Origin of the sequence: Bradyrhizobium sp. WSM1743 (assembly GCF_000473065.1) — a bacterium.
Lineage (GTDB): Bacteria > Pseudomonadota > Alphaproteobacteria > Rhizobiales > Xanthobacteraceae > Bradyrhizobium.
The window spans coordinates 332,702-353,555 of record NZ_AXAZ01000001.1 but is presented as its reverse complement, the minus strand read 5'-3'; the positions used below and the strand labels follow the sequence as shown (position 1 = coordinate 353,555).

At 64.7% G+C, this 20,854-nt stretch carries 16 protein-coding genes; 11 read left to right on the top strand and 5 right to left on the bottom strand.

Annotated features, from left to right (window positions below; genetic code table 11):
• Positions 1–102: 102 nt before the first annotated feature.
• The 11 genes from YU9_RS0101690 (at position 103) to YU9_RS0101640 (ending at position 12,453) form a co-directional block, all read left to right on the top strand.
• Complete coding sequence (locus YU9_RS0101690; protein ID WP_027571212.1) at positions 103–1,083, top strand: ABC transporter permease; 981 nt, start codon at positions 103–105, stop codon at positions 1,081–1,083.
• A gap of 10 nt (positions 1,084–1,093) precedes the next feature.
• The gene (locus YU9_RS0101685; RefSeq protein ID WP_027571211.1) at positions 1,094–2,065 is read left to right on the top strand and encodes an ABC transporter permease; all 972 of its coding nucleotides are present in this window, start codon (positions 1,094–1,096) and stop codon (positions 2,063–2,065) included.
• A 13-nt stretch (positions 2,066–2,078) separates the two neighbouring features.
• Positions 2,079–3,065 (top strand): ABC transporter ATP-binding protein, encoded by a 987-nt coding sequence (locus YU9_RS0101680; protein WP_027571210.1) that lies wholly within the window; start codon positions 2,079–2,081, stop codon positions 3,063–3,065.
• Entirely contained in the window at positions 3,062–4,051 is a 990-nt protein-coding gene (locus tag YU9_RS0101675; protein WP_027571209.1) for an ABC transporter ATP-binding protein, read from the top strand. Before YU9_RS0101680 ends, YU9_RS0101675 begins: the two co-directional genes overlap by 4 nt.
• An 87-nt stretch (positions 4,052–4,138) precedes the next feature.
• Positions 4,139–5,944: a gamma-glutamyltransferase family protein gene (locus YU9_RS0101670; RefSeq protein WP_027571208.1), complete on the top strand. Its 1,806-nt coding sequence runs from the start codon at positions 4,139–4,141 to the stop codon at positions 5,942–5,944.
• 9 nt (positions 5,945–5,953) lie between these two features.
• Positions 5,954–6,664 (top strand): DUF1028 domain-containing protein, encoded by a 711-nt coding sequence (locus YU9_RS0101665; protein ID WP_027571207.1) that lies wholly within the window; start codon positions 5,954–5,956, stop codon positions 6,662–6,664.
• Complete coding sequence (locus tag YU9_RS0101660; RefSeq protein ID WP_027571206.1) at positions 6,661–7,650, top strand: ABC transporter ATP-binding protein; 990 nt, start codon at positions 6,661–6,663, stop codon at positions 7,648–7,650. Before YU9_RS0101665 ends, YU9_RS0101660 begins: the two co-directional genes overlap by 4 nt.
• 175 nt (positions 7,651–7,825) lie before the next feature.
• Complete coding sequence (locus YU9_RS0101655) at positions 7,826–8,935, top strand: ABC transporter ATP-binding protein (protein WP_027571205.1); 1,110 nt, start codon at positions 7,826–7,828, stop codon at positions 8,933–8,935.
• 17 nt (positions 8,936–8,952) lie between these two features.
• On the top strand, positions 8,953–10,464 hold the full coding sequence (locus tag YU9_RS0101650) for an ABC transporter substrate-binding protein (RefSeq protein WP_027571204.1): 1,512 nt from the start codon (positions 8,953–8,955) through the stop codon (positions 10,462–10,464).
• A 157-nt stretch (positions 10,465–10,621) separates the two neighbouring features.
• Positions 10,622–11,569: an ABC transporter permease gene (locus tag YU9_RS0101645; RefSeq protein ID WP_027571203.1), complete on the top strand. Its 948-nt coding sequence runs from the start codon at positions 10,622–10,624 to the stop codon at positions 11,567–11,569.
• Positions 11,566–12,453, top strand: a complete 888-nt coding sequence (locus YU9_RS0101640; RefSeq protein WP_027571202.1) for an ABC transporter permease — start codon at positions 11,566–11,568, stop codon at positions 12,451–12,453. Before YU9_RS0101645 ends, YU9_RS0101640 begins: the two co-directional genes overlap by 4 nt.
• Positions 12,454–12,624: 171 nt before the next feature.
• Here YU9_RS0101640 and YU9_RS0101635 read toward each other — a convergent pair whose 3' ends face one another.
• The 5 genes from YU9_RS0101635 to YU9_RS0101615 form a co-directional block, all read right to left on the bottom strand.
• On the bottom strand, positions 12,625–13,371 hold the full coding sequence (locus tag YU9_RS0101635; RefSeq protein ID WP_027571201.1) for a hypothetical protein: 747 nt from the start codon (positions 13,369–13,371) through the stop codon (positions 12,625–12,627).
• Positions 13,372–13,380: 9 nt separating this feature from the next.
• On the bottom strand, positions 13,381–14,631 hold the full coding sequence (locus YU9_RS0101630) for an adenylate/guanylate cyclase domain-containing protein (protein ID WP_027571200.1): 1,251 nt from the start codon (positions 14,629–14,631) through the stop codon (positions 13,381–13,383).
• A complete protein-coding gene (locus YU9_RS0101625) occupies positions 14,628–15,017 on the bottom strand; it encodes a response regulator (RefSeq protein ID WP_027571199.1) in 390 nt (129 codons plus the stop codon). The genes YU9_RS0101630 and YU9_RS0101625 overlap by 4 nt, the downstream gene beginning before the upstream one ends.
• Complete coding sequence (locus tag YU9_RS0101620) at positions 15,014–17,596, bottom strand: sensor histidine kinase (protein ID WP_027571198.1); 2,583 nt, start codon at positions 17,594–17,596, stop codon at positions 15,014–15,016. The genes YU9_RS0101625 and YU9_RS0101620 overlap by 4 nt, the downstream gene beginning before the upstream one ends.
• Positions 17,597–17,727: 131 nt before the next feature.
• Positions 17,728–20,823: a MexW/MexI family multidrug efflux RND transporter permease subunit gene (locus YU9_RS0101615; protein WP_027571197.1), complete on the bottom strand. Its 3,096-nt coding sequence runs from the start codon at positions 20,821–20,823 to the stop codon at positions 17,728–17,730.
• Positions 20,824–20,854 lie beyond the last annotated feature (31 nt).

Here is a 20,854-nt window from a genome sequence, read left to right as displayed (position 1 = left end):
TCGTTTGAACACGAGGTCCCGGCAGAGTCAGGCTTCCGGGATCTTTCCTTTTCCGGCTGACAAGGACGTCGGCCGTATGCAGACCCAAGGAAAGTGGAAGGCATGCTCGCTTTCACGCTTCGCCGCGCCGTTCAGGCCATCGGCGTCATGTTCGCCGTCGGCATCATCGCGTTCTCGATGTTCCGCTTCGCCGGCGACCCCGTCAACCAGATCGTCTCCATTGACACCTCGGCGGCCGAGCGCGCGATCGTGCGCAAGTCGCTCGGCCTCGACGATCCCGTGCCGGTGCAATTCGTGCGCTATTTCGCCGATGCCGCGCAGTTCAAGTTCGGCGTCTCCTACCAGTTTCGTCAACCAGTCTCGGCGCTGCTCAGCGAGCGCATGCCCGCGACGCTGGAACTTGCGATCTGCGCGACCGTGTTCGCGATGGTGTTCGGCATCCTCATGGGCGTCTATTCCGCGCTCAAGCGCGACACCGTGCTGGCTAAGTTATTCCAGGCGATCTCGTTGATCGGCATCTCGCTGCCGACGTTCCTGATCGGCATCCTCCTGATCTATCTGTTCGCGGTGACATTGGGCTGGTTGCCCTCGTTCGGCCGCGGCGAGGTGGTCAAGCTCGGCTGGTGGACGACGGGCCTGCTCACGCTGTCCGGACTGAAGGCGCTGATCATGCCCTCGATCACGCTCGGCCTGTTCCAGATGACCCTGATCATGCGGCTGGTACGCGCGGAGATGCTGGAGGTGCTGCGAACTGACTATATCCGCTTCGCCCGCGCCCGGGGGCTGACCACCCGCGCCATCCATTTCGGCCACGCGCTGAAGAACACTCTTATTCCGGTGATCACCGTGGCCGGACTGCAGTTTGGCTCGGTTATTGCATTTTCGATCATCACCGAGACCGTGTTCCAATGGCCGGGCATGGGACTTCTGTTCGTGCAGGCCGTGCAAAACGTCGATATCCCGATCATGGCCGCCTATTTGCTGATGGTCTCGCTGATTTTCGTCACCATCAACCTGGTGGTCGATATCCTCTACACGGTGGTCGATCCGCGCCTGCGTTCGACCGTCGGTCGCGCCGCATAAGGCACCCTGCATGTCCGACGCAGTCGTTTCCAATTCCGACAAGCAAGGCGCGCAGCCGACGCATGCCGCCCACGGCTGGTTCAGCCGCGCGCTCGACAGCGACCTCTTCTATTCGTTCCGGCGCTCCAAGCTCACCATGGTGGCAGCGGCCATCACGGTCCTGTTCTTCCTGCTTGCGATCTTTGCATCCGTGCTTGCGGTGCAGAACCCGTTCGATCCGGCCCAGCTCCAATTGATCAATTCGCGGATCTCGCCGCTCTGGACCGCCGATGGTCAGAGCCCGTTCCTGCTCGGCACCGACGAGCAGGGCCGCGACGTGTTATCCGCCATCCTCTACGGCATGCGCATCTCGCTCGCCGTCGGTGTGGCCGGCGTGATCTTCGCCGGCGCGCTCGGCATCGCGCTCGGCCTGATCGCCGGCTATTTCGGAGGCGCAGTCGACAGCGTGATCATGCGGATCGCCGACGTGCAGCTCACCTTCCCTGCCATCCTGATCGCGCTCTTGGTCAACGGCATCGCGAAATCGATCCTCGGCAACCGGCTGGACGCCACCAGCATGCTGGCGGTGCTGGTGATCTCGATCGGCCTGAGCTTCTGGGTGGGCTACGCCCGGACCGTGCGCAGCTCGGTCATGGTCGAGAAGAACAAGGACTACGTGGCCGCCGCGCAGCTGATCGGCCTGCCCGCGCCGAAGATCATGCTGCGGCATGTGCTGCCGAACACGATGGGCCCGATCCTGGTCATCGCCACGATCAACCTCGCGCTTGCCATCATCACCGAGGCGACACTGTCCTTCCTCGGCGTCGGCCTGCCCGACACCATGCCCTCGCTCGGCACCCTGATCCGCATCGGCAACAACTACCTGTTCGCGGGTGAATGGTGGATCGTCGCTTTCCCCGGGCTCGCGCTGGCCGCGCTGATCCTGTCGATCAATCTGCTCGGCGACTGGCTGCGCGACGCGCTTAACCCGAAGCTTCGATGAGTACGCCTCGTCCATGACCGAACCCGTCCTTTCCGTACGCGATCTGCACGTGGAGTTCGCCTCCCGCCGCGGCACACTGCGCGCCATCGACGGCGTCTCCTTCGACATCGCCAAGGGCGAGGTGCTCGGCGTCGTCGGCGAATCCGGCGCCGGCAAGTCCGTCACCGGCCTCTCGGTGATCGGCCTGATCGATCCGCCCGGCCGCATTGCTGGCGGCGAGATTCATCTGGCGGGGCTGCGCATCGACAATCTGCCGCCGGAGGAGATGCGCCGTATCAGGGGCAAGCGCATCGGCATGATCTTCCAGGATCCGCTGACATCGCTCAATCCGCTGTACCGGGTCGGCGACCAGATCGTCGAGACCATTCGCACCCATCTCAATCTTTCCGAAACGGCCGCCCGCCGCCGCGCCATCGACCTCTTGGCCGAGGTCGGCATCCCCGCGCCGGAAAAGCGCATCGACGGCTATCCCCACGAATTCTCCGGCGGTATGCGCCAGCGCGTCGTGATTGCGCTCGCGATCTGCGCGGAGCCGGAGCTGATCATCGCGGACGAGCCGACCACCGCCCTCGACGTTTCCGTGCAGGCGCAGATCATCTCGCTGATCAAACGGCTCGGACGCGATCACGGCACCGCCGTGATGCTGGTGACCCACGATATGGGCGTCATCGCCGAAACCTCCGACCGCGTCGCGGTGATGTATGCCGGCCGCATCGCCGAGATCGGCCCGGTGCAGGACGTTGTGAAGAACCCGCTGCACCCTTACGCCAAAGGCCTGATGGGCGCGATCCCGACGCTTGCCGGCGAGGACAAGCGGCTGGTGCAGATCCCGGGCTCGATGCCGCGCCTGTCGGCGATTCCGCGCGGCTGCTCGTTCAATCCGCGCTGCGCGTTCGCCTTCGATCGTTGCCGTGTCGAGCGGCCGGAGCCGCTGCCGCGCGGCGCGCAATCGGTCGCCTGCCATCTCTATGACAACCTGCCGGCGGAGAGCGCGGCATGAGCATGCCCTTCGTCCAGGCCACCAATCTGCGCCGCGTCTTCGACGTCTCAAAACCCTGGCTGAATCGCGTGCTCGAGGGCGGGCATCTCGAATATCTCAAGGCCGTCGATCACGTCACCTTCGACATCAGGAAGGGCGAGACGTTTGCCCTGGTTGGCGAGTCCGGCTCCGGCAAGACCACGGTAGCGCGGATGGTCGTTGGTCTCCTGCCGCCAAGCTCCGGCGACGTGCTGATCGACGGCGTCTCCATGACAGATCCGCGGCAAGCTCCAGCGCGGCGGAAGCTGCGCCGCCGCATTCAGATGATCTTCCAGGATCCCTATGCGAGCCTGAACCCGCGCTTCCGGGTTGATGCCATCATCTCCGAGCCGATCCGCGCTTTCGACCTGATCCAGGGCGAGCGCGACATCCAGGCTCGCGTCGGCGAGCTGCTCAGCCTCGTCGGCCTGCACCCCGACGACCGGCTGAAATACCCGCACGAATTCTCCGGCGGCCAACGCCAGCGCATCGCGATCGCCCGGGCGCTCGCATCGGATGCCGAGTTCATCGTTTGCGACGAGCCGACGTCGGCGCTCGATGTCTCCGTGCAGGCGCAGATCCTCAATCTGATGCGCGATCTCCAGGACAAGTTCGGCCTGACCTACATGTTCATCAGCCACAACCTCGCCGTGGTGCGCCACATGGCGAGCCGCGTCGGCGTGATGTATCTCGGCCGCATCGTCGAGATCGCGGAAGGACGCGAGCTGTTCGCCCGTCCGCGCATGCCCTACACCAAGATGCTGCTGGGCGCGGTGCCTGATCTCGCCATGAGCGGCCGGCAGCGCATTCCGGTCAAGGGCGAGATTCCGAACCCGATCAATCCGCCCTCCGGCTGCGCCTTCAATCCGCGCTGCCCGCTGGCGTTCGATCTCTGCCGCAAGGAAATCCCGGAACTGATCGACGGCGTCGCGTGCCACGCGGTCAACACCGCGCCGGTCCCGGCGTGACGCGCGCGTGCCATGCGGCCTGCGCATTGGCGGCGCGGCATCGGCTGTGATCAATTGCGCGCGCCGGAAATAAGGTGGTGAAGGCCCATGGGCAGCAATATCAATCCCGATCCGTTCACGACGAGGCCCGAGATCGAGGGCACGTTCGGGGTCGTTGCCACCACGCACTGGATCGCGACCGCGGTCGGCATGGGTATTTTGGAGAAGGGCGGCAATGCCTTCGATGCCGGCGTTGCGACTGCCTTCACACTTCAGATTGTCGAGCCGCATCTGAACGGCCCCGGCGGCGACGTGCCTATCATCGTGCATGACATCAAGAGCGGCCGCACCGAGGTGATCTGCGGCCAGGGCCCTGCGCCCGCGCGCGCCACCATCGCTCACTACAGAAGCGAAGGTCTCGACATGGTGCCGGGCACTGGCCTGCTCGCTGCCTGCGTCCCCGGCACCTTCGAATCCTGGATGATGCTGCTGCGCGACTACGGCACGATGCGCGTGCGCGACGTGCTGGAGCCCGCGATCTCCTATGCGCGCGACGGCTATCCGCTGGTCGAACGCGCCTGCGCCACGATCCAGACAGTCGAGCAATTGTTCCGCCAGCACTGGCCGACATCGGCCGCCGTCTATCTTCCGAACGGCGCGGTGCCGAAGCCCGGCACGCTCTTCACCAACAAGACGCTGGCTGCGACCTACGCCCGGATCCTGAGCGAAGCGGAAAGCGGCGGCGGTGGCCGCGATGCCGAGATCGAGCGCGCGCGAAAAGCCTGGTCGCAAGGCTTCGTCGCCGAAGCCATCGACAAGTTCTGCCGGACGCAGGAAGTGATGGACGTCAGTGGCTCCCCGCATCGCGGCGTGCTCTCCGCCGACGACATGGCGCGCTGGCAGCCGACCATCGAAGCGCCGCTCACCTATGATTACGGCCGCTATACTGTCTGCAAGGCCGGCGTCTGGAGCCAGGGCCCGGTGACGCTGCAGCAGCTCGCGCTGCTGAAGGGTTTCGCGCTCGACGGGCTCGAGCCGACCGGGCCGGAGTTCATCCATCTCCAGATCGAATGCGCAAAACTCGCCTTCGCCGACCGCGAAAAGTTCTACGGCGATCCCAAGTTCAACGAGATTCCAATCGCGACGCTGCTGTCGGATGCCTATAACGACGAACGCCGCAAGCTCGTCACCGACAAGGCTTCGCTCGATTTCATTCCCGGCTCAGTCGAGGGCTTTGGCGGCGTGGTCAAGCTGCGCCGCGCCGAGGGCCAGCGTGAGGCCGTCGGTGCGCTCGGCGCCGGCGAGCCGACCGTGGGCCGCTTCGGCGAGGTGCGCGGCGACACCGTGCATTTCGATATCATCGACAGGGACGGCAACATGGTGTCCGCGACGCCGTCGGGCGGCTGGCTGCAATCCTCGCCGATCATTCCCGAGCTCGGCTTTTGCCTCGGCAGCCGCGCCCAGATGTTCTGGCTGGAGGAAGGCCATCCCGCCGCGCTCGCGCCGGGCAAGCGGCCGCGCACCACGCTCTCTCCGACCATGGCGCTGCGCGATGGCGAGCCTTACCTCGCCTGGGGCTCGCCCGGCGGCGACCAGCAGGACCAGTGGATCACGCAATTCTTCCTGCGCCACGTCCATTGCAACCTCAATCTCCAGGAAGCGATCGATGCGCCGGCTTGGCATTCCGAGCATTTCCCGATCTCGTTCTGGCCGCGCACCGCGCGGCCCGGCGTCCTCGTGGTCGAGAACCGCGTGCCGAAGGCGACAATCGAGAACCTGCGCGGGCGCGGGCATATCGTTGAGGTCGGTCCCGACTGGTCGGAAGGGCGCCTCACCGCGGCTTCGCGCGTCGGGGTACGCCGGCGCGCCGCCGCCAATCCGCGCGGCATGCAGGGCTACGCCGCGGGGCGCTGAAGGCAGCACATGACCTGGTCGATCATCGCGCGCGATCCTGCCACCGGCCTGTTCGGCATCGCTGTCGCGACCCGGTTCTTCGCGGTTGGCGCGCGCGTGCCGTATATCGCGGCCGGCCTCGGCGCGATCGCAACGCAGGCCTTCGTCAATCCCTATTACGGCATCGATGGGGTCAAGCTGCTGCGCGAGGGCCTCAACGCCCACGACGTGCTCGCCACGCTGCTGGCGACCGATGACGGCCGCGACAGCCGCCAGGTCCATATCATGGACGCCAGCGGCGCAATCGCCGCGCATACCGGGCGCGACTGCATCGATTGGTGCGGCCACGTCACGGGCAGCGGCTTCTCGATCGCCGGCAACATGCTCACCGGCGCCGACGTGCTCGACGAGACGGCCAAGACCTACATCGCCAATGACAGCCTTCCCTTCCCGCGCCGCCTGCTCGCTGCGATGCGCGCAGGCGAAGCCGCCGGCGGCGACAAGCGCGGCAAGCAGTCGGCGGCGCTGTTGATCCATGGCCAGGAGGAATGGCCGGCACTGGACATTCGCGCCGACGATCATCCCGATCCGCTCAGCGAGCTCGAACGGCTCGAGCGGGTCAGCCATGAGCTCTGGGTGCACTTCCGCGCCTCCATGCCGACGCGGCAGAACCCGGCCGGCAACACCGATCGCAGCGTCATCGACGCCAGCATCGCAGCATCACGCGCAGGGCAATCATGAGCGCGAGCCCCCTCATCGAGATCAGCGATCTCCGTATACGATTTCATGGCGACGACGGCCGCGTCACTCACGCAGTCGACGGCGTCGATCTCAGCGTCGCCAATGGCGCGACCCTCGGCCTCGTCGGCGAGTCCGGCTGCGGCAAGAGCGTGACGTCGCTGGCTATCATGGGCCTGCTGCCGAAGCAGAGCGCGGAGATATCAGGCGCGATCCGCTTCGACGGATTTGACCTGCTGAAGACCCCGGCCCAGACGTTGCGCGATCTGCGCGGCAACCGGCTGGCGATGATCTTCCAGGAGCCGATGACCTCGCTCAACCCGAGTTTCACCATCGGCGACCAGGTCATCGAGACCATTCTGCGCCACCGCGGTGGCTCGCGGAAGAGCGCGCGCGAGCGGGCGATCGAGCTGTTGCGCCGCGTCCACATCCCCTCGCCCGAGCGGCGCATCGACGAATATCCGCACAAGCTCTCCGGCGGCATGCGCCAGCGCGTGATGATCGCGATGGCGCTCGCCTGCGATCCGCGCCTCCTGATCGCGGACGAGCCGACCACTGCGCTCGACGTCACCCTGCAGGCCCAGATCCTGGAGCTGATGCGCGAGTTGAAGGCCGCAAGCGGCGCTGCCATCATCCTGATCACCCACGATCTCGGCGTCGTCGCCGAGGTCTGCGACGAGGTCGCGGTGATGTATGCCGGCGCGATCGTCGAGCGCGCGCCTGTGGATGAATTGTTCTCCGCGCCGCAGCATCCTTACACCGTCGGCCTGCTCGGCTCGATCCCACGGCTCGACCAGCGCGCCGAGCAGCTTGCGACGATCGAAGGCATGGTCCCGAACATGGCGCAGCCGCCCGCCGGCTGCCGCTTCGCCGCACGCTGTCCCTTCGTGCTGGACGCCTGCACGAAGGCTCCGCCGCCGCTGATCGAGGTCAGCCCCGGTCACCTCTCGCGCTGCATCCGCGCGCCACTCGAACTGCTGGTGTCGTGATGGCGCTGCTCTCTCCACTCCTGCCCCGGGCGCGGTGCAGCACAAGCGAAGCGCAGTGGTGCAGCGCTGAACCGGGGCCCATGCCGCGACAGACTGGGTCCCGGTTCAGCAGCGCAAAGCTCCGCTTTGCACTGCGCCCGGGACACGAACTCGGGTTTCGTGGGGATCGCAAACGATGACCGCTCTCCTCGAGGTCGAAGGCCTGGTCAAGCATTTCGTCGCCGAGCGCTCGCTGTTCGGCCGGGCGCTGGCGCATGTCAAAGCGGTCGATGGCGTGTCCTTCTCGCTGGAAGCCGGCAAGACGCTGGCGCTCGTCGGCGAATCCGGTTGCGGCAAGTCCACCGTCAGCCGCCTGGTGCTGCGCCTGATCGAACCAGATGCCGGTACGGTTCGCTTCGACGGCCGCGATCTCCTCTCGCTCGATGCCGGCGGCTTGCGCGCCTTCCGGCGTGAAGCGCAAATCATCTTCCAGGACCCTTATGCCTCGCTCAATCCGCGCATGACGGTCGGCCAGATCCTGACCGAGCCGCTAGCGCTGCACGAACTCGTTCCGGCGACGCGGCGGGCCGAGCGCGTCGCCGAGTTGCTGCGGCTGGTCGGGCTGGAGCCGCGCCTCGCGCGACGCTATCCGCATGAATTCTCCGGCGGTCAGCGCCAGCGCATCGCGATTGCCCGCGCGCTCGCGGTCGAGCCGAAGCTGATCATCTGCGACGAGCCGGTCTCGGCGCTCGACGTCTCGATCCGCTCGCAGATCCTGAACCTATTGCGCGCGCTCCAGGACCGGCTCGGCCTCGCCTACATCTTCGTCTCGCACGACCTCGCCGTGGTCAAGCACATCGCGGACCACGTAGCGGTGATGAATCTCGGCCAGATCGTCGAGACCGCGGAAGCCGACGCGCTGTTCGCCGCACCGCGCCATCCCTACAGCCGCGCGCTGCTGTCCGCGATCCCCGTGCCTAAACCGCGGGCAAAGAGCAGCCGGATTGTGCTGCAGGGGGAGATTCCCAGCGCGCTCAATCCGCCGCGGGGGTGCCGCTTTCACACCCGCTGCCCCTATGTGATCGAGCGCTGCCGCACTGAGATGCCGCAGCTCGTGCCGGATGGCACTGGACATGCAACGGCCTGCCACCGAACGTCGGAACTGCCGTCCTCCGCGGCGATCGTTCCCATGGACGGCGGCTTCTCGCCGGTCCTGGAAAAATTGGTCGCCGCCTTCAGCGGCGGGCCGGAAGCAGCACGCGGCGGCGGGGTTAGTTCAGTTGGGGAGCCCCCCGCACAGGGGTGAAACAGAGGTTGAGAGCGATGAGCTTCATGCGTTTGACAATCCTGGCGTCGGCCTTGCTGACGTCGCTCGTGGGCACCGCCCAGGCGCAGACAACGCTTCGCATCGGCATCGCCGAAGACCCTGACATTCTCGATCCCAGTGTCGGCCGCACCTATGTCGGCCGCATCGTGTTCTCCGCCATCTGCGACAAGCTGTTCGACATCGACGAGAAGCTCAACATCGTACCGCAGCTCGCGCTGTCCCATGAGACCTCGGCCGACGGCAAGGAGATGATGATCAAGCTCCGCCCGGGGGTCAAATTCCACGACGGCGAGCCGCTGGATGCGGAGGCCGCAAAGTTCTCGCTCGAGCGCCACATGACGCTGCCCGGCTCGTTCCGCAAATCGGAGCTTGCCAGCGTCGACCATGTCGAGGTGGTCGATCCCCTCACCATCAAGCTGGTGCTGAAGACCCCCTACTCACCCCTGATCGCGCAGCTCACCGATCGCTCCGGCATGATGGTTTCGCCGAAGGCGGCGAAGGAAGCCGGCGACAAGTTCGGCCTGCATCCGGTCTGCGCTGGTCCCTACAAGTTTGTCGAGCGCGTCCAGCAGGACCGAATGGTGTTCGAGAAATTTGCCGACTACTGGAACAAGGACAATATCCGTATCGACCGCGTCGTGTTTCTGCCGATCGTCGACGCGACGGTGCGGCTTGCGAACCTGAAGTCCGGTGCGCTCGACCTGATCGAGCGCGTGCTCGCCACCGATATCAAGGACGTCCGCGCCGATTCCCGCCTCGTGCTGTCGACGGCGCCCGAGCTCGGCTATTACGGCCTCACCGTCAACATCGGCAACGACAAGAACAAGGGACCGCTGAGCCAGTCGGCCAAGGTCCGCCAGGCGCTCGATCTGTCGATCGACCGCGAAGCGCTCAACCAGGTGGTCTTCAACGGCGAATTCACGCCCGGCAATCAATGGGTCAGCCCGACGCATCCATATTACCAGAAGGCGTTTCCGGTCCACGGTCGCGACATCGCGAAGGCGAAGGCACTGTTGAAGGAAGCTGGCGTCACCACGCCTGTGACGGTGGACTACATGATCCCCAAGGGCGCGGAGAACGAGGCCGTCGCACAGGTCGTTCAGTCGATGGCGGCGGAAGCCGGCTTCGACATCAAGATCCGCGCCGTCGAATTCGCGACTACCTTCAAGCAGGCCCAGGCCGGCGAGTTCCAGATATTCCAGATCAACTGGAGCGGCCGCATCGACCCCGACGGCAATTCCTACATCTTCATGCGCAGCAAGGCGCCGCAGAACGACGGCGGCTATTCCAACCCACAGGCCGACAAGCTGATGGAAGAGGGGCGAGCCACCTCCAATGTCGAGGAGCGCAAAGCTATCTACGCAAGGCTGGCCAAGATCCTGCTCGACGATTTGCCGATTATCTACATCTATCACCGCACGCTGCTGATCGCGCACACGAAGAAGCTCGATGGCTACCGGCAAATGCCCGATGGCCTCGTGCGCGTGGTCGGGTTGAAGTTCAAGTGACGGAGCTGGCGATGTGCTCGTGTCCCGGACGCGGCGCAGCGCACAGGCGCCGTACCGCTGAGCCGGGACCCACGGCGACAGCGAACCGCGGCCGCTGGGTCCCGGTTCAGCAGCGCAACATTGCATGTTGCGCAGCGCCCGGGACACGTGGGGCATCATGCTGAACTTCCTCGCTCGCCGGATCGCGCAGATCGTACCGACATTGTTCTTCGTGTCGGTACTGATTTTCTCGCTGCAGCAATTGCTGCCGGGCGACCCGGCGCTGGTGATGGCCGGCGAGGAGCGCGATCCCGCCGTGATCGAGCAAATCCGCCGGCAACACCGGCTGGACCAGCCAATTCCCGTGCAATACGTCTATTGGCTCAAGGGAGTTCTGTCGGGCGATTTCGGCGAATCCCTGCGCAACAAGATGCCGGTGCGCGAGCTGATCGCGCAGAAGCTGCCGGTCACGCTCCAGCTCGGCTCGATGGCGATCCTGATCGCGTTCTTCATCGGCATTCCCGCCGGCATCGTCTCCGCCGTGAAGAAGGGCACGGCGTGGGATTATGGTGCCAATCTGTTCGCCCTCTGGGGCATCTCGACGCCGAATTTCTGGCTGGGAATCCTCTTGATCTTCCTGTTCTCGATCAAGCTCGGCTGGCTGCCGGCGTCGGGCTACGTACCGCTCACCGAGGACTGGCGCGCGAGCCTCGCCGCCACCATCATGCCGGCCTTCGTGCTCGGCAATGCAATCTCCGCAATTCTGATGCGGCATACCCGCAGCGCCATGCTCCAGGTGCTGGAGAGCGACTATGTCCGCACGGCGCGAGCGAAAGGGCTTTCCGAGCGCGTGGTGATCCTCAAGCACGCCATGCGCAACGCGCTCACGCCCATCATCACGCTCGGCGCGCTCGAGCTCGGCACTTTGTTGTCCGGCGCGGTGCTGACCGAGCAGATCTTCTCCATTCCCGGCTTCGGCAAGCTGATCGTGGACGCGGTCTTCAACCGTGACTACGCCGTGGTCCAGGGCGTGGTGCTCGTGACCGCCACCGTCTACATCACGCTGAACCTCGTCGCCGACGTCGCCTATATCTTCGTCAACCCGCGGCTGAGGGCTAGGCGATGACCGACGCAGCGCTCCCAGCCAGCCCCGCCACGCAGGCCCACGAGCTCGACAGCCCGGCGCGCCGCGCGCGGCGGCGGCTGTTCAAGCGCAAAGCGGCGGTGTTCGGGCTTGTCGTGATCTCGGCCTTCATCGCGCTCGCAGTTCTCGCGCCCATCGTCGTGCCCTATGATCCCGTCGCAACGAGCTGGAGCCTGGTTCGCAAGCCGCCGACTGCGGCGCACTGGTTCGGCACCGACGAGCTCGGCCGCGACATCCTGAGCCGCGTCGTCTACGGCGCGCGCGCCTCCCTTCTCGCAGGCCTGATCTCGGTCGCGATCGCGCTCGGCATCGGCGTGCCGCTTGGCCTGCTCGCCGGCTATCGCGGCGGCTTTGCCGACGCGCTGATCAGCCGTATCACCGATGCGATGCTGGCCTGCCCGTTCCTGATCCTGGCGATCGCGCTGGCCGCGTTCCTCGGTCCGAGCCTCGGCAATGCCATGATCGCGATCGGCATCTCGGCAACCCCGATCTTCATCCGCCTGACCCGCGGCCAGGTGCTGAGCGTCAAGGCGGAAGATTATGTCGAGGCTGCGCGTGCGCTCGGCAACCCGCCCTGGCGGATCGCATTCGCTCACATCCTGCCGAACATCCTGCCGTCGCTGCTGGTGCAGGCGACTCTGTCGATCGCGGCCGCCATCATCGCCGAGGCAGCGCTGTCCTTCCTCGGCCTCGGACAGCAGCCGCCGGCGCCATCCTGGGGCAGCATGCTCAACGCCGCGCAACGCTTCCTGACCCAGGCGCCCTGGATGGCGGTCTGGCCGGGACTTGCGATCTTTCTCGTGGTGTTGTCACTGAACCTGCTCGGCGACGGCCTGCGCGACGCGCTCGATCCCAGGCAGCGTTGAGGCGACGAAAAAAGCTAACGGCAAGGTTCGTTCACCTCTCCCGGAGGGAGAAGTCGAATTGCGAAGCAATTCTGGTGAGGGGATCAGCTCCATCGAGGGAACATGACCCATCACCCGGCGCTACGCGCCGACCTCTCCCTACAGGAGAGGTCGATATCGACCGTCGACGGATCAAATAACGACCTCCCGCATCACGCGGCGGCAATCCATCTCGTATTCGAGATCGACCACTGGTGGCCGGGCGAAATGCCAGGTCAGGCCGGAGCGCAGCGCGCCACGGCGGACCAGCTCGTCGACCAGCGCGTGGTGGAAGTCGTGCACGGAATAGGCCTGCACGCCGGTCGTGTCCTTCCAGCCGAAGCCGAAAGCCGCCATCCGGTTTTCCATCTGCGACGTGGTGGTGAACCGCACCTTCTCGCGCAGCCCCTCCGGGCTGAGGTCGCGGTAGCGCACCGTGCGCGCGACATAAGTGCCGCTGCCCTCGCGTGCCTCCGCACCGCCGGCGATGACGAAGCTGGGTGCGTTTGATCGCGTCGGGCGCGTGAAGGAGAATGCGTAGAAGGACGGCTCGGACGGCGGATCGATCTCCGGACAGACATTGCTGCGCGCCACCGGATTGGTGGTGCCGTCGAAGATGCCCCATTCCGACAGCGTCTTCACATAGTGCAGGTTGAACGCGCGAAAGCCTTCCTCGCTGAAGGCCGCCGGTGAGCGCAGCTCGCAGGCGCAGAATGCCGTCAGCGGACGCCCCGCCTCCCCGATGAATTTTGCGGCCAGCGCAAATCCTTCCGCGAGCGGCACCAGGCGGTCGAAGCGGACGCGCTCGATCTCGTAGCCGTCATCTGCGGCCGCGCCCGCGGAATACTGGAACACGGACGGAATGAAACGGTAGTTGCCAGCGGAGAATTCGCGCGTCATGACGGACTCCTATTCCAATTGCATGCGAGTGCCCTTGGCGCCGTTCAGCAGGCGCTTCAGGTGAAAACCGGCCAGCGGATCGTCGGCGTGCATGCCGACCAGCGCGGCAAAGGCCGGCATGGCAGCGGCATCGCCGGCCTCCATCTTGGCGAAAGCCTCGGAATAAAGCGCCGTTTCCGGCGCTTCGAACTTGGCCTGCGGCAACGGTTCGAACGCGCGCAGCGGTTCGCTGCGGCCACGCAGTATCAGGTCGCCCACGGGGCGGCCTTGAAAATTCTCAGCCGCTTGGGCCACGCTGGCGCTGACGCAAATGCGGGTGCCCAGATGTTTGTTGGCTGCTTCGAGACGCGCCGCGATGTTGATGGAGTCGCCATAGGCCGTGTAGTCGAAGAAGCGGTTGCCGCCGAAATTGCCGACCAGCGCCGGACCAGCATGGGCACCGATGCGGGTGGTCCCGAAATTCACACCTCTCGCCTTCCAGCGCGAGGAAAAGTCCTCCGCCCACGCGTCGAGATCATGGGCACAGGCGACTGCACGCGTCGCATAGTCGGGCTGGTCGCCGGGTGCGTTGAAAAGCACCTGAATCGCATCGCCGATGATCTTGGCGACCGTCCCCTCATGGGCAAAGACGATCTCGGTCATGCCGCCGACATATTCGTTGAGGAGCTCGCCCAGCGTCTGCGGCGCCGCAGTCTCGACCAGCGAGGTGAAGCCAGTGATGTCGGTGAAGAGGCTGGCGACATCGCGCCACTGCACCTCCATGCCGTTGCCGTCGACATTCGTCGCCAGGCGTCTTGCGATCTCCGGCGAGAAGAAGCGCGACAGCGAGGCATGGGCGCGCTCGGCCTCCATCTGGCGCCGCCGCACGTCGCGCAGCATCTCCACATGCCGGATGGTCTTCTCGATCGTGGCTTCCAGATCGGCAAAATCGATCGGCTTGGTCAGGAAATCGAATGCGCCGCGGTTCATGGCTGTGCGGATGTTGCTCATGTCGCCATAGGCGGAGACGATGATGGTCGATTTCTTGTCTTCGGTCTCCTGGAGCTTCGCCAGCAGCGACAACCCGTCCATCCGCGGCATGTTGATGTCGGAAACCACCATGTCGACATGCGGGTTCTGCTCGAGCGATTGCAGCGCCTCCAGGCCGTCGCGCGCGAAGATGAGAGCGAGCTGCCCATCGCGAATCTGCCTGCGGAATTTCTGCAGGATCAGAGCCTCAAGGTCCGGCTCGTCGTCGACGAAGAGGATGGTCGCAGTCATGCGGCTTGCTCGAGCCTCGTGTCGATCTCCTGGCGCAGCAGCGCGAAGTCGATCGGCTTGGTGAGAAGCCCGACGGCGCCGCGCTCGATCGCCTTTCGGCGCGTCTCCGCGTCGCCATAGGCGGTGATCATGATGACGGGAACGTCCGGATGCGCAACACGCACCTTCGGCAGCATGTCGAGCCCGCTCATGCCGGGCATGTTGACGTCAGACAGGATCAGGATCAGCGAGGGATCGCGAACCTCGGCGGCGCGCTTGAGCGCCTCGGGAGCCGAGAGCGCGAACTCCATCTGGAAGCGGCCGGCGCGCAGGTCGCGCCGGAACTGCTGCCGGAACAGCGCCTCGACGTCGGGCTCGTCATCGACGACCAGGATGTAAACGTTCAAGACTTTCCTCCGGTAGTGTCGCCCGCTGCCATCGCGCGCGGCAGCGTGATGATGAATTCGGTGAATACGCCAGGTGTGGTGTTCACGTCGATCGTGCCGCCGTGTTGTTTCACCACGATGTCGTGACTCATCGAAAGCCCGAGCCCGGTGCCCTCACCGGCCGGCTTGGTGGTGAAGAAGGGATTGAACATCTTCTCCTTCACTTCGGGTGGAATTCCGGTGCCGTTATCGCGGATCCGGATTTCGACGCTGTCGCCGAGAGATTTGGTTGCAATGTTCAGGGTCGGCTCGAAGGCATCGCCCTCGCTCTCCTTACGCTTGGCAGTGGCATAGAAGCCGTTCGAGATCAGGTTGAGGAAGACGCGCGTGATCTCCTGCGGATAGATGTCGACCATGCCGGCAGCGGGATCGAACGCGCGCTGGAGCGTGACGTTGAAGGCCGGCCTCTCGGCGCGCGCGCCGTGATAGGCCAGATTGAGGCTTTCCTCCACGACGGCATTGATGTCGATGGCGCGATGTTCGCCGGAGCCTTCGCGCGAATGCAGCAACATGTTCCGGACGATGGAATCGGCGCGTTTGCCGTGCTGCACCACCTTATCGAGATTGCCCCTGAGCATGGCGGTCAGCTCGTCAACCTCCTCCTTTGTCTTGCCGTCGAGCGCGGCCGATTGCAGGGTCGCGTTGAGTTCATCGATCAGCTCGGTCGAGACCGCGGAGAAATTGTTGATGAAATTGAGCGGGTTCTTGATCTCGTGGGCAATGCCGGCGGTGAGCTGGCCGAGGGAAGCGAGCTTCTCGGTCTGAATCAAACGGTCCTGCGCGGTGCGCAGGTCGTCGAGCGACTGCGATAGCTCTCTGGTGCGCTCCTGGACCTCCTCAAACAATCGGACGTTCTCGATCGCGATCAGGGCCTGATCGGCAAAGGTGGTGGCGAGTTCGATCTGCTTCTCGCTAAAGGGACGCACCATGTGTCGCGTCAAGACGAATACCCCGATTGGGGTCCCCTCCCGGAGCAAAGGCACGCCAAGCATCGTCCGCACGTTGGACCGCCTGCGAGCGGACGAGGGTGCAAATTCCGGATCGGCCTGCACATCCGGGACATGGACCGTCTTTCGATCGAGCAGCGTGCGCCCAACCACACTTCCCCGCTCGGGCACGGAAGCGAAGGTCCGGAGCTTGTTCTCTTGCTCCGGGTCAAGCCCGCAGCTTGCGGCCAAATAGAAGACTCCATCGCTAGGCCGAAAGATCGTCCCTTCATCGGCGTCACACAAGCGAGCCGCCGACCCGACGAGTGTGTTCAGCACGGCTTGCAGATCGAACGCCGAACGGCTGATGACTTTCAACACGTCGGCGGTCGCAGTCTGCTGCTGCAGGGCCTCGCTCAATTCCGCAGTGCGCCGTTCGACCTTGTTCTCGAGGTCGGCATAGGATTCCTGCAAACGTGCGCCCATCTCGTTGAACTGGTCGGCGAGGCCTTCGAGCTCGTCGCCGGTCTTGATCGAGATGCGCTGGGAGAAGTCGCCGCCGCCGATGCGCTCGGCGCCGCTGCGCAGCGCCTGGATCGGCCCGACCATGCGGCGCGCCAGGAAAACCCCGGCAAGCACCGCCAAAATCGACGCGGCGAGCAGCACGATCGCAAGGCGTTGCAGCGAGGCATAGAGCGAAGCGTAGGCCTCTTCGACAGGAAGCTCCACGAACATGGTCCAGCCCAGCGGCGCGATGGGGGCGGAGGCTGTCAGAACCGTCTGCCCCTGGATGTTGGTCGCCTCTTGCAATGAGTCCGGCATGGTGCCGCCACCGGCCCGGGCACCCCGCACCTGCGCGAGCTTGGACATGTCGGTATTGCGCAGGACGAGGCTGATGTCGGGATGCGCGATCAGACGTCCCTCCGGACCGACCACGTAAGCGTGGCCGTGCTCGCCGACCTTGATCTGGGATACGACGTCCCAGATCAGCTTGAGATTGACCTCCGCGATGCTGACGCCGGCATCCTTGCGCGCTCCCGCCAGCGCCAGCGTCATGTAGGGCTCGGACTCCCGGCGGAAATAGACCGGCCCGTAATAGACCTTGTGCGCGACCGCCTCGGTGAACTTCGGATCGCTCGACAGATCGAGCCCGCTTTCGAGCGCGTTCATCGCCAGCCGCGAGACCCGCAGCCGCTCCTTGCCGGTCGAATCCACCTGGGCGATCTCGGTGACGGCAGGCACTTGGCGGAGCAGCCGCAGCGCGTCGAAGCGGCGCTGCTCGATCGAGCCTCCCGACCAGGGCAATTGCGTGGTCCAGCCGAGCTGGCTCTCGATCTCCTTGACGAACTGGCCGATCTTGGCCGCGGCCGCCTCGGCCTGCTCGTGCTGGACCCGGATCAGCGAGGCCTTGTGCTCGCGATAATAGAAGAAGACCTCGAACAAGCCATTCGCGAGCAGCGCGATGGCGACGACGGCCACGAACAGCGCGACGTACTTGGCGAAGAGCCGGGTCCTGATTCCGCGGCCCGCCGTTCCGCCGGACGCGGCCTCGCCCGGGGCCGCGCTCGGCAGCGTCCCGGCTTGAGGTGTATCGGGGTGGAGGGAAAGGCTCATCCCGCGGAACCTAGCAAGAAGACAGGACCTTGTCTCTCGCAAGCGCGGCGAAGGGCTTGCCCGAGGCACAACGAAAAAGGGCGGCAGCGGATGACCGCTGCCGCCCTCGGAACCAGCTTGCCGTGCGGGCTTTAGGTCGGCCGCAGCACCTTTGAATCAAGGTCGAGTTCGTTGACCTGCTTGTTCCGCTCGGAATCGGCCGCCGCGCGATGGTCGGTCGCCAGCACCACGTAAACAGCCGGCAGCACGAACAGCGTGAACAGCGTGCCGATGGACATACCGACGACGACGACCAGGCCGATCGAGAAGCGGCTGGCCGCGCCCGCGCCGGTCGCGGTCAAGAGCGGGATCAGGCCGGTCACCATCGCGGCCGTCGTCATCAGGATCGGCCGCAGGCGGATACGGGCCGACATCTCGATGGCCGAGCGGCGGTCGAGCCGCTCGTTGACCTGGAGCTCGTTGGCGAACTCCACCATCAGGATGCCGTGCTTGGTGATCAGGCCGATCAGGGTCAGCAGACCGACCTTCGTGTAGATGTTCATGGTCGCAACGCCGAAGTAGAGCGGGATCAGGGCGCCGACGATCGCCATCGGCACCGAGATCATGATCACCAGCGGGTCACGCAAGCTCTCGAACTGCGCCGCCAGCACCAGGAAGATGATGATCAGCGCGAATCCCATCGTAATGAGGAGCTGATTACCCTCCTGCACGTACTGCCGGCTTTCCGAGAGATAGTCGTGGCTGAAACCTTGCGGCAGCTTCTTTGCTTCGCCCTCCAGAAAGTCGACCGCAGCGCCCATGGTCACGCCAGGCATCGGCACGGCCGAGAACGTCGCCGAATTGAGCTGATTGTAATGCGTCAGTGAATTCGGATCGGTCTTGGTCTCGATCGAGACCACCGTCGACAGCGGAAGCTGCTGGCCAGTGTTGGTGGTTACATAGAAGCCGCCGAGCGATTCCGGCGAGAGCCGCTTGCCGCGCGGCACCTGCGGAATGACCTGGTACGACCGACCCTCCAGATTGAAGCGATTGATGTAGTTACCGCCCAGCAAGACCGCGAGCGTGGCGCCGAGATTCTGCATGTTGACGCCAAGATCCTGCGCCTTGGTGCGGTCGATCGTCACCTTTACGTTCGGCTGGTTGAAGTTGAGATCGCTGTCGGAGACGATGAACATGCCGCTCTTGCGCGCAGCGTCCTTCAGCTTCTCCATCTGCTCATAGACCGCCTGGAACCCCGCGGTGGAGTTGATCACCATCTGCACCGGCAAGCCGCCCGGCCCGCCCGGCAGCGGCGGCAGGTTGAAGGCGAAGGCCTGCACGCCCTCGATCTTGGAGAGCTCGGCCTGCACCAGCGGCTTCAGCTGGATCGACGAGCGCTTGCGCTCGTCCCAGGGCTTCAAGAGCATGCCGGCGATGCCGCCCTGCGGGCCGTTGATGCCGTTCAGCACGAAGCGCAGATCAGTCTCGGGAAATTTCTGGAACTCCTTATCCAGCTTGTCGCCGTAGAAATCGACATAGTCGATGTTGGCGTATTTCGGCGCCTTGGTTACCGCGAACACGATCCCTTGGTCCTCCTCGGGCGCTAGCTCCGCCGAAGTATGGAACCAGAGGAAGCCGACCAGTCCAAGGATCGTGACCGCAAAAAGGAACGTGATGGGACGGTAGTCGAGCGAGCGATCGAGCTTGCGGCCGTACCATCGCGTCATCGCGCCGAACACCCGGTTCACGAGCTTGGCAAAGCGGCCCTCCTCGGTGTTCTTCAGCAGCACCGAGCACATCATCGGCGACAGCGTCAGCGCGATCACGCCCGACACGATCACCGAGCCGGCGAGTGTGAAGGCGAATTCGCGGAACAGCGAACCGGTGAGGCCGCCGAGAAAGCCGATCGGCGCGTACACCGCAGCAAGCGTGATGGTCATCGAGATGACGGGCCCGACGATTTCGCGCGCACCTTGCAGCGAGGCCTGGACCGGTGTCTTGCCCTCCTCAAGGTGGCGATGGATGTTCTCCACCACGACGATGGCGTCGTCGACCACGAGGCCGATCGCGAGCACCATCGCGAGCAGGGTCAAGAGGTTGAAGCTGAAGCCCAGTGCCAGCATCAGGGTGCAGACGCCGATCATCGACAGCGGGATGGTGACGACGGGAATAATGACCGAGCGGAGCGAGGCCAGGAACAGGAAGATGACCACGATCACGATGATCACGGCTTCGCCGAGCGTCTTCTCCACCTCGTCGATCGAGGACTGAATGAACTTGGTCGAATCGTAGGCGACCTTCATCTTCATCGACGGCGGCAGATTGCGCTCGAGCTCGGGGAACAGCGCGCGCACGCCCTTCACCAGAGTCAGCGGGTTGCCTTGCGGCGTTGCCTGCACACCGATGAAGATCGCGTGCTCGCCGTTGAAGGCGACGCTGGCATCCGTGCTCTGGGCGGCAAGCTCGACGGTGGCGATATCCTCCATCCGCACGAAGCCGCCGTCCTTGGCCTTGACGATCATCTTCTTGAACTGGTTGACGTCGGTCAGGCCCGTATTCGTCGAAACGTTCGAAACGATGAGGTAGCCCTTGGTCTGGCCTGCCGCGGATTGGAAGTTGTTGGCCTGGATCGCCGCCGCAACGTCAGCCGGCGACACGTTGCGGCCCGCCATTTTCACGGGATCGAGCCACAGCCGCATCGCAAAGGTCTGGCCGCCCAGAATGTCGGCTGACGCCACGCCGTCCACGGTCGACAGCACCGGCTGCACCACCCGCGTCAGATAGTCGGAAATGGCCGAACCGGACAGCTCCTCCGAGGAGAAGCCGAGATACATCACCGCCGTGGTCTGGCCTGTGGTCTTGGTGACGATCGGGTCGTTGGATTCCTTCGGGATCAGGTATTTCACCGAGTTCGTCTTTGCGAGCACCTCGGTGAGCGCCTGGTTCGGATCGAAGTTCAGCTTGATGTAGACCTGGATCGTCGAGGTGCCGAGCACCGAGGACGAAGTGATGTAGTCGACGCCCTCGGCGGAGGCGACCGCCTGCTCGATTGGCGTAGTGATGAAGCCCTGAATCAGGTCCGCGGACGCGCCGGGATAGACGGTCGTGATGTTGATGACCGTGTTCGACAGCTTCGGATATTGCCGGATCGGCAGCACCATGGCGGCGCGCAGACCGATCAGCAGGATCAGCAGGCTGACGACGACCGACAGGACCGGACGCTTGATGAAAATATCGGTAAAGGCCATCGCGGCGATCTCGATTCTATGTCTCAAGAGA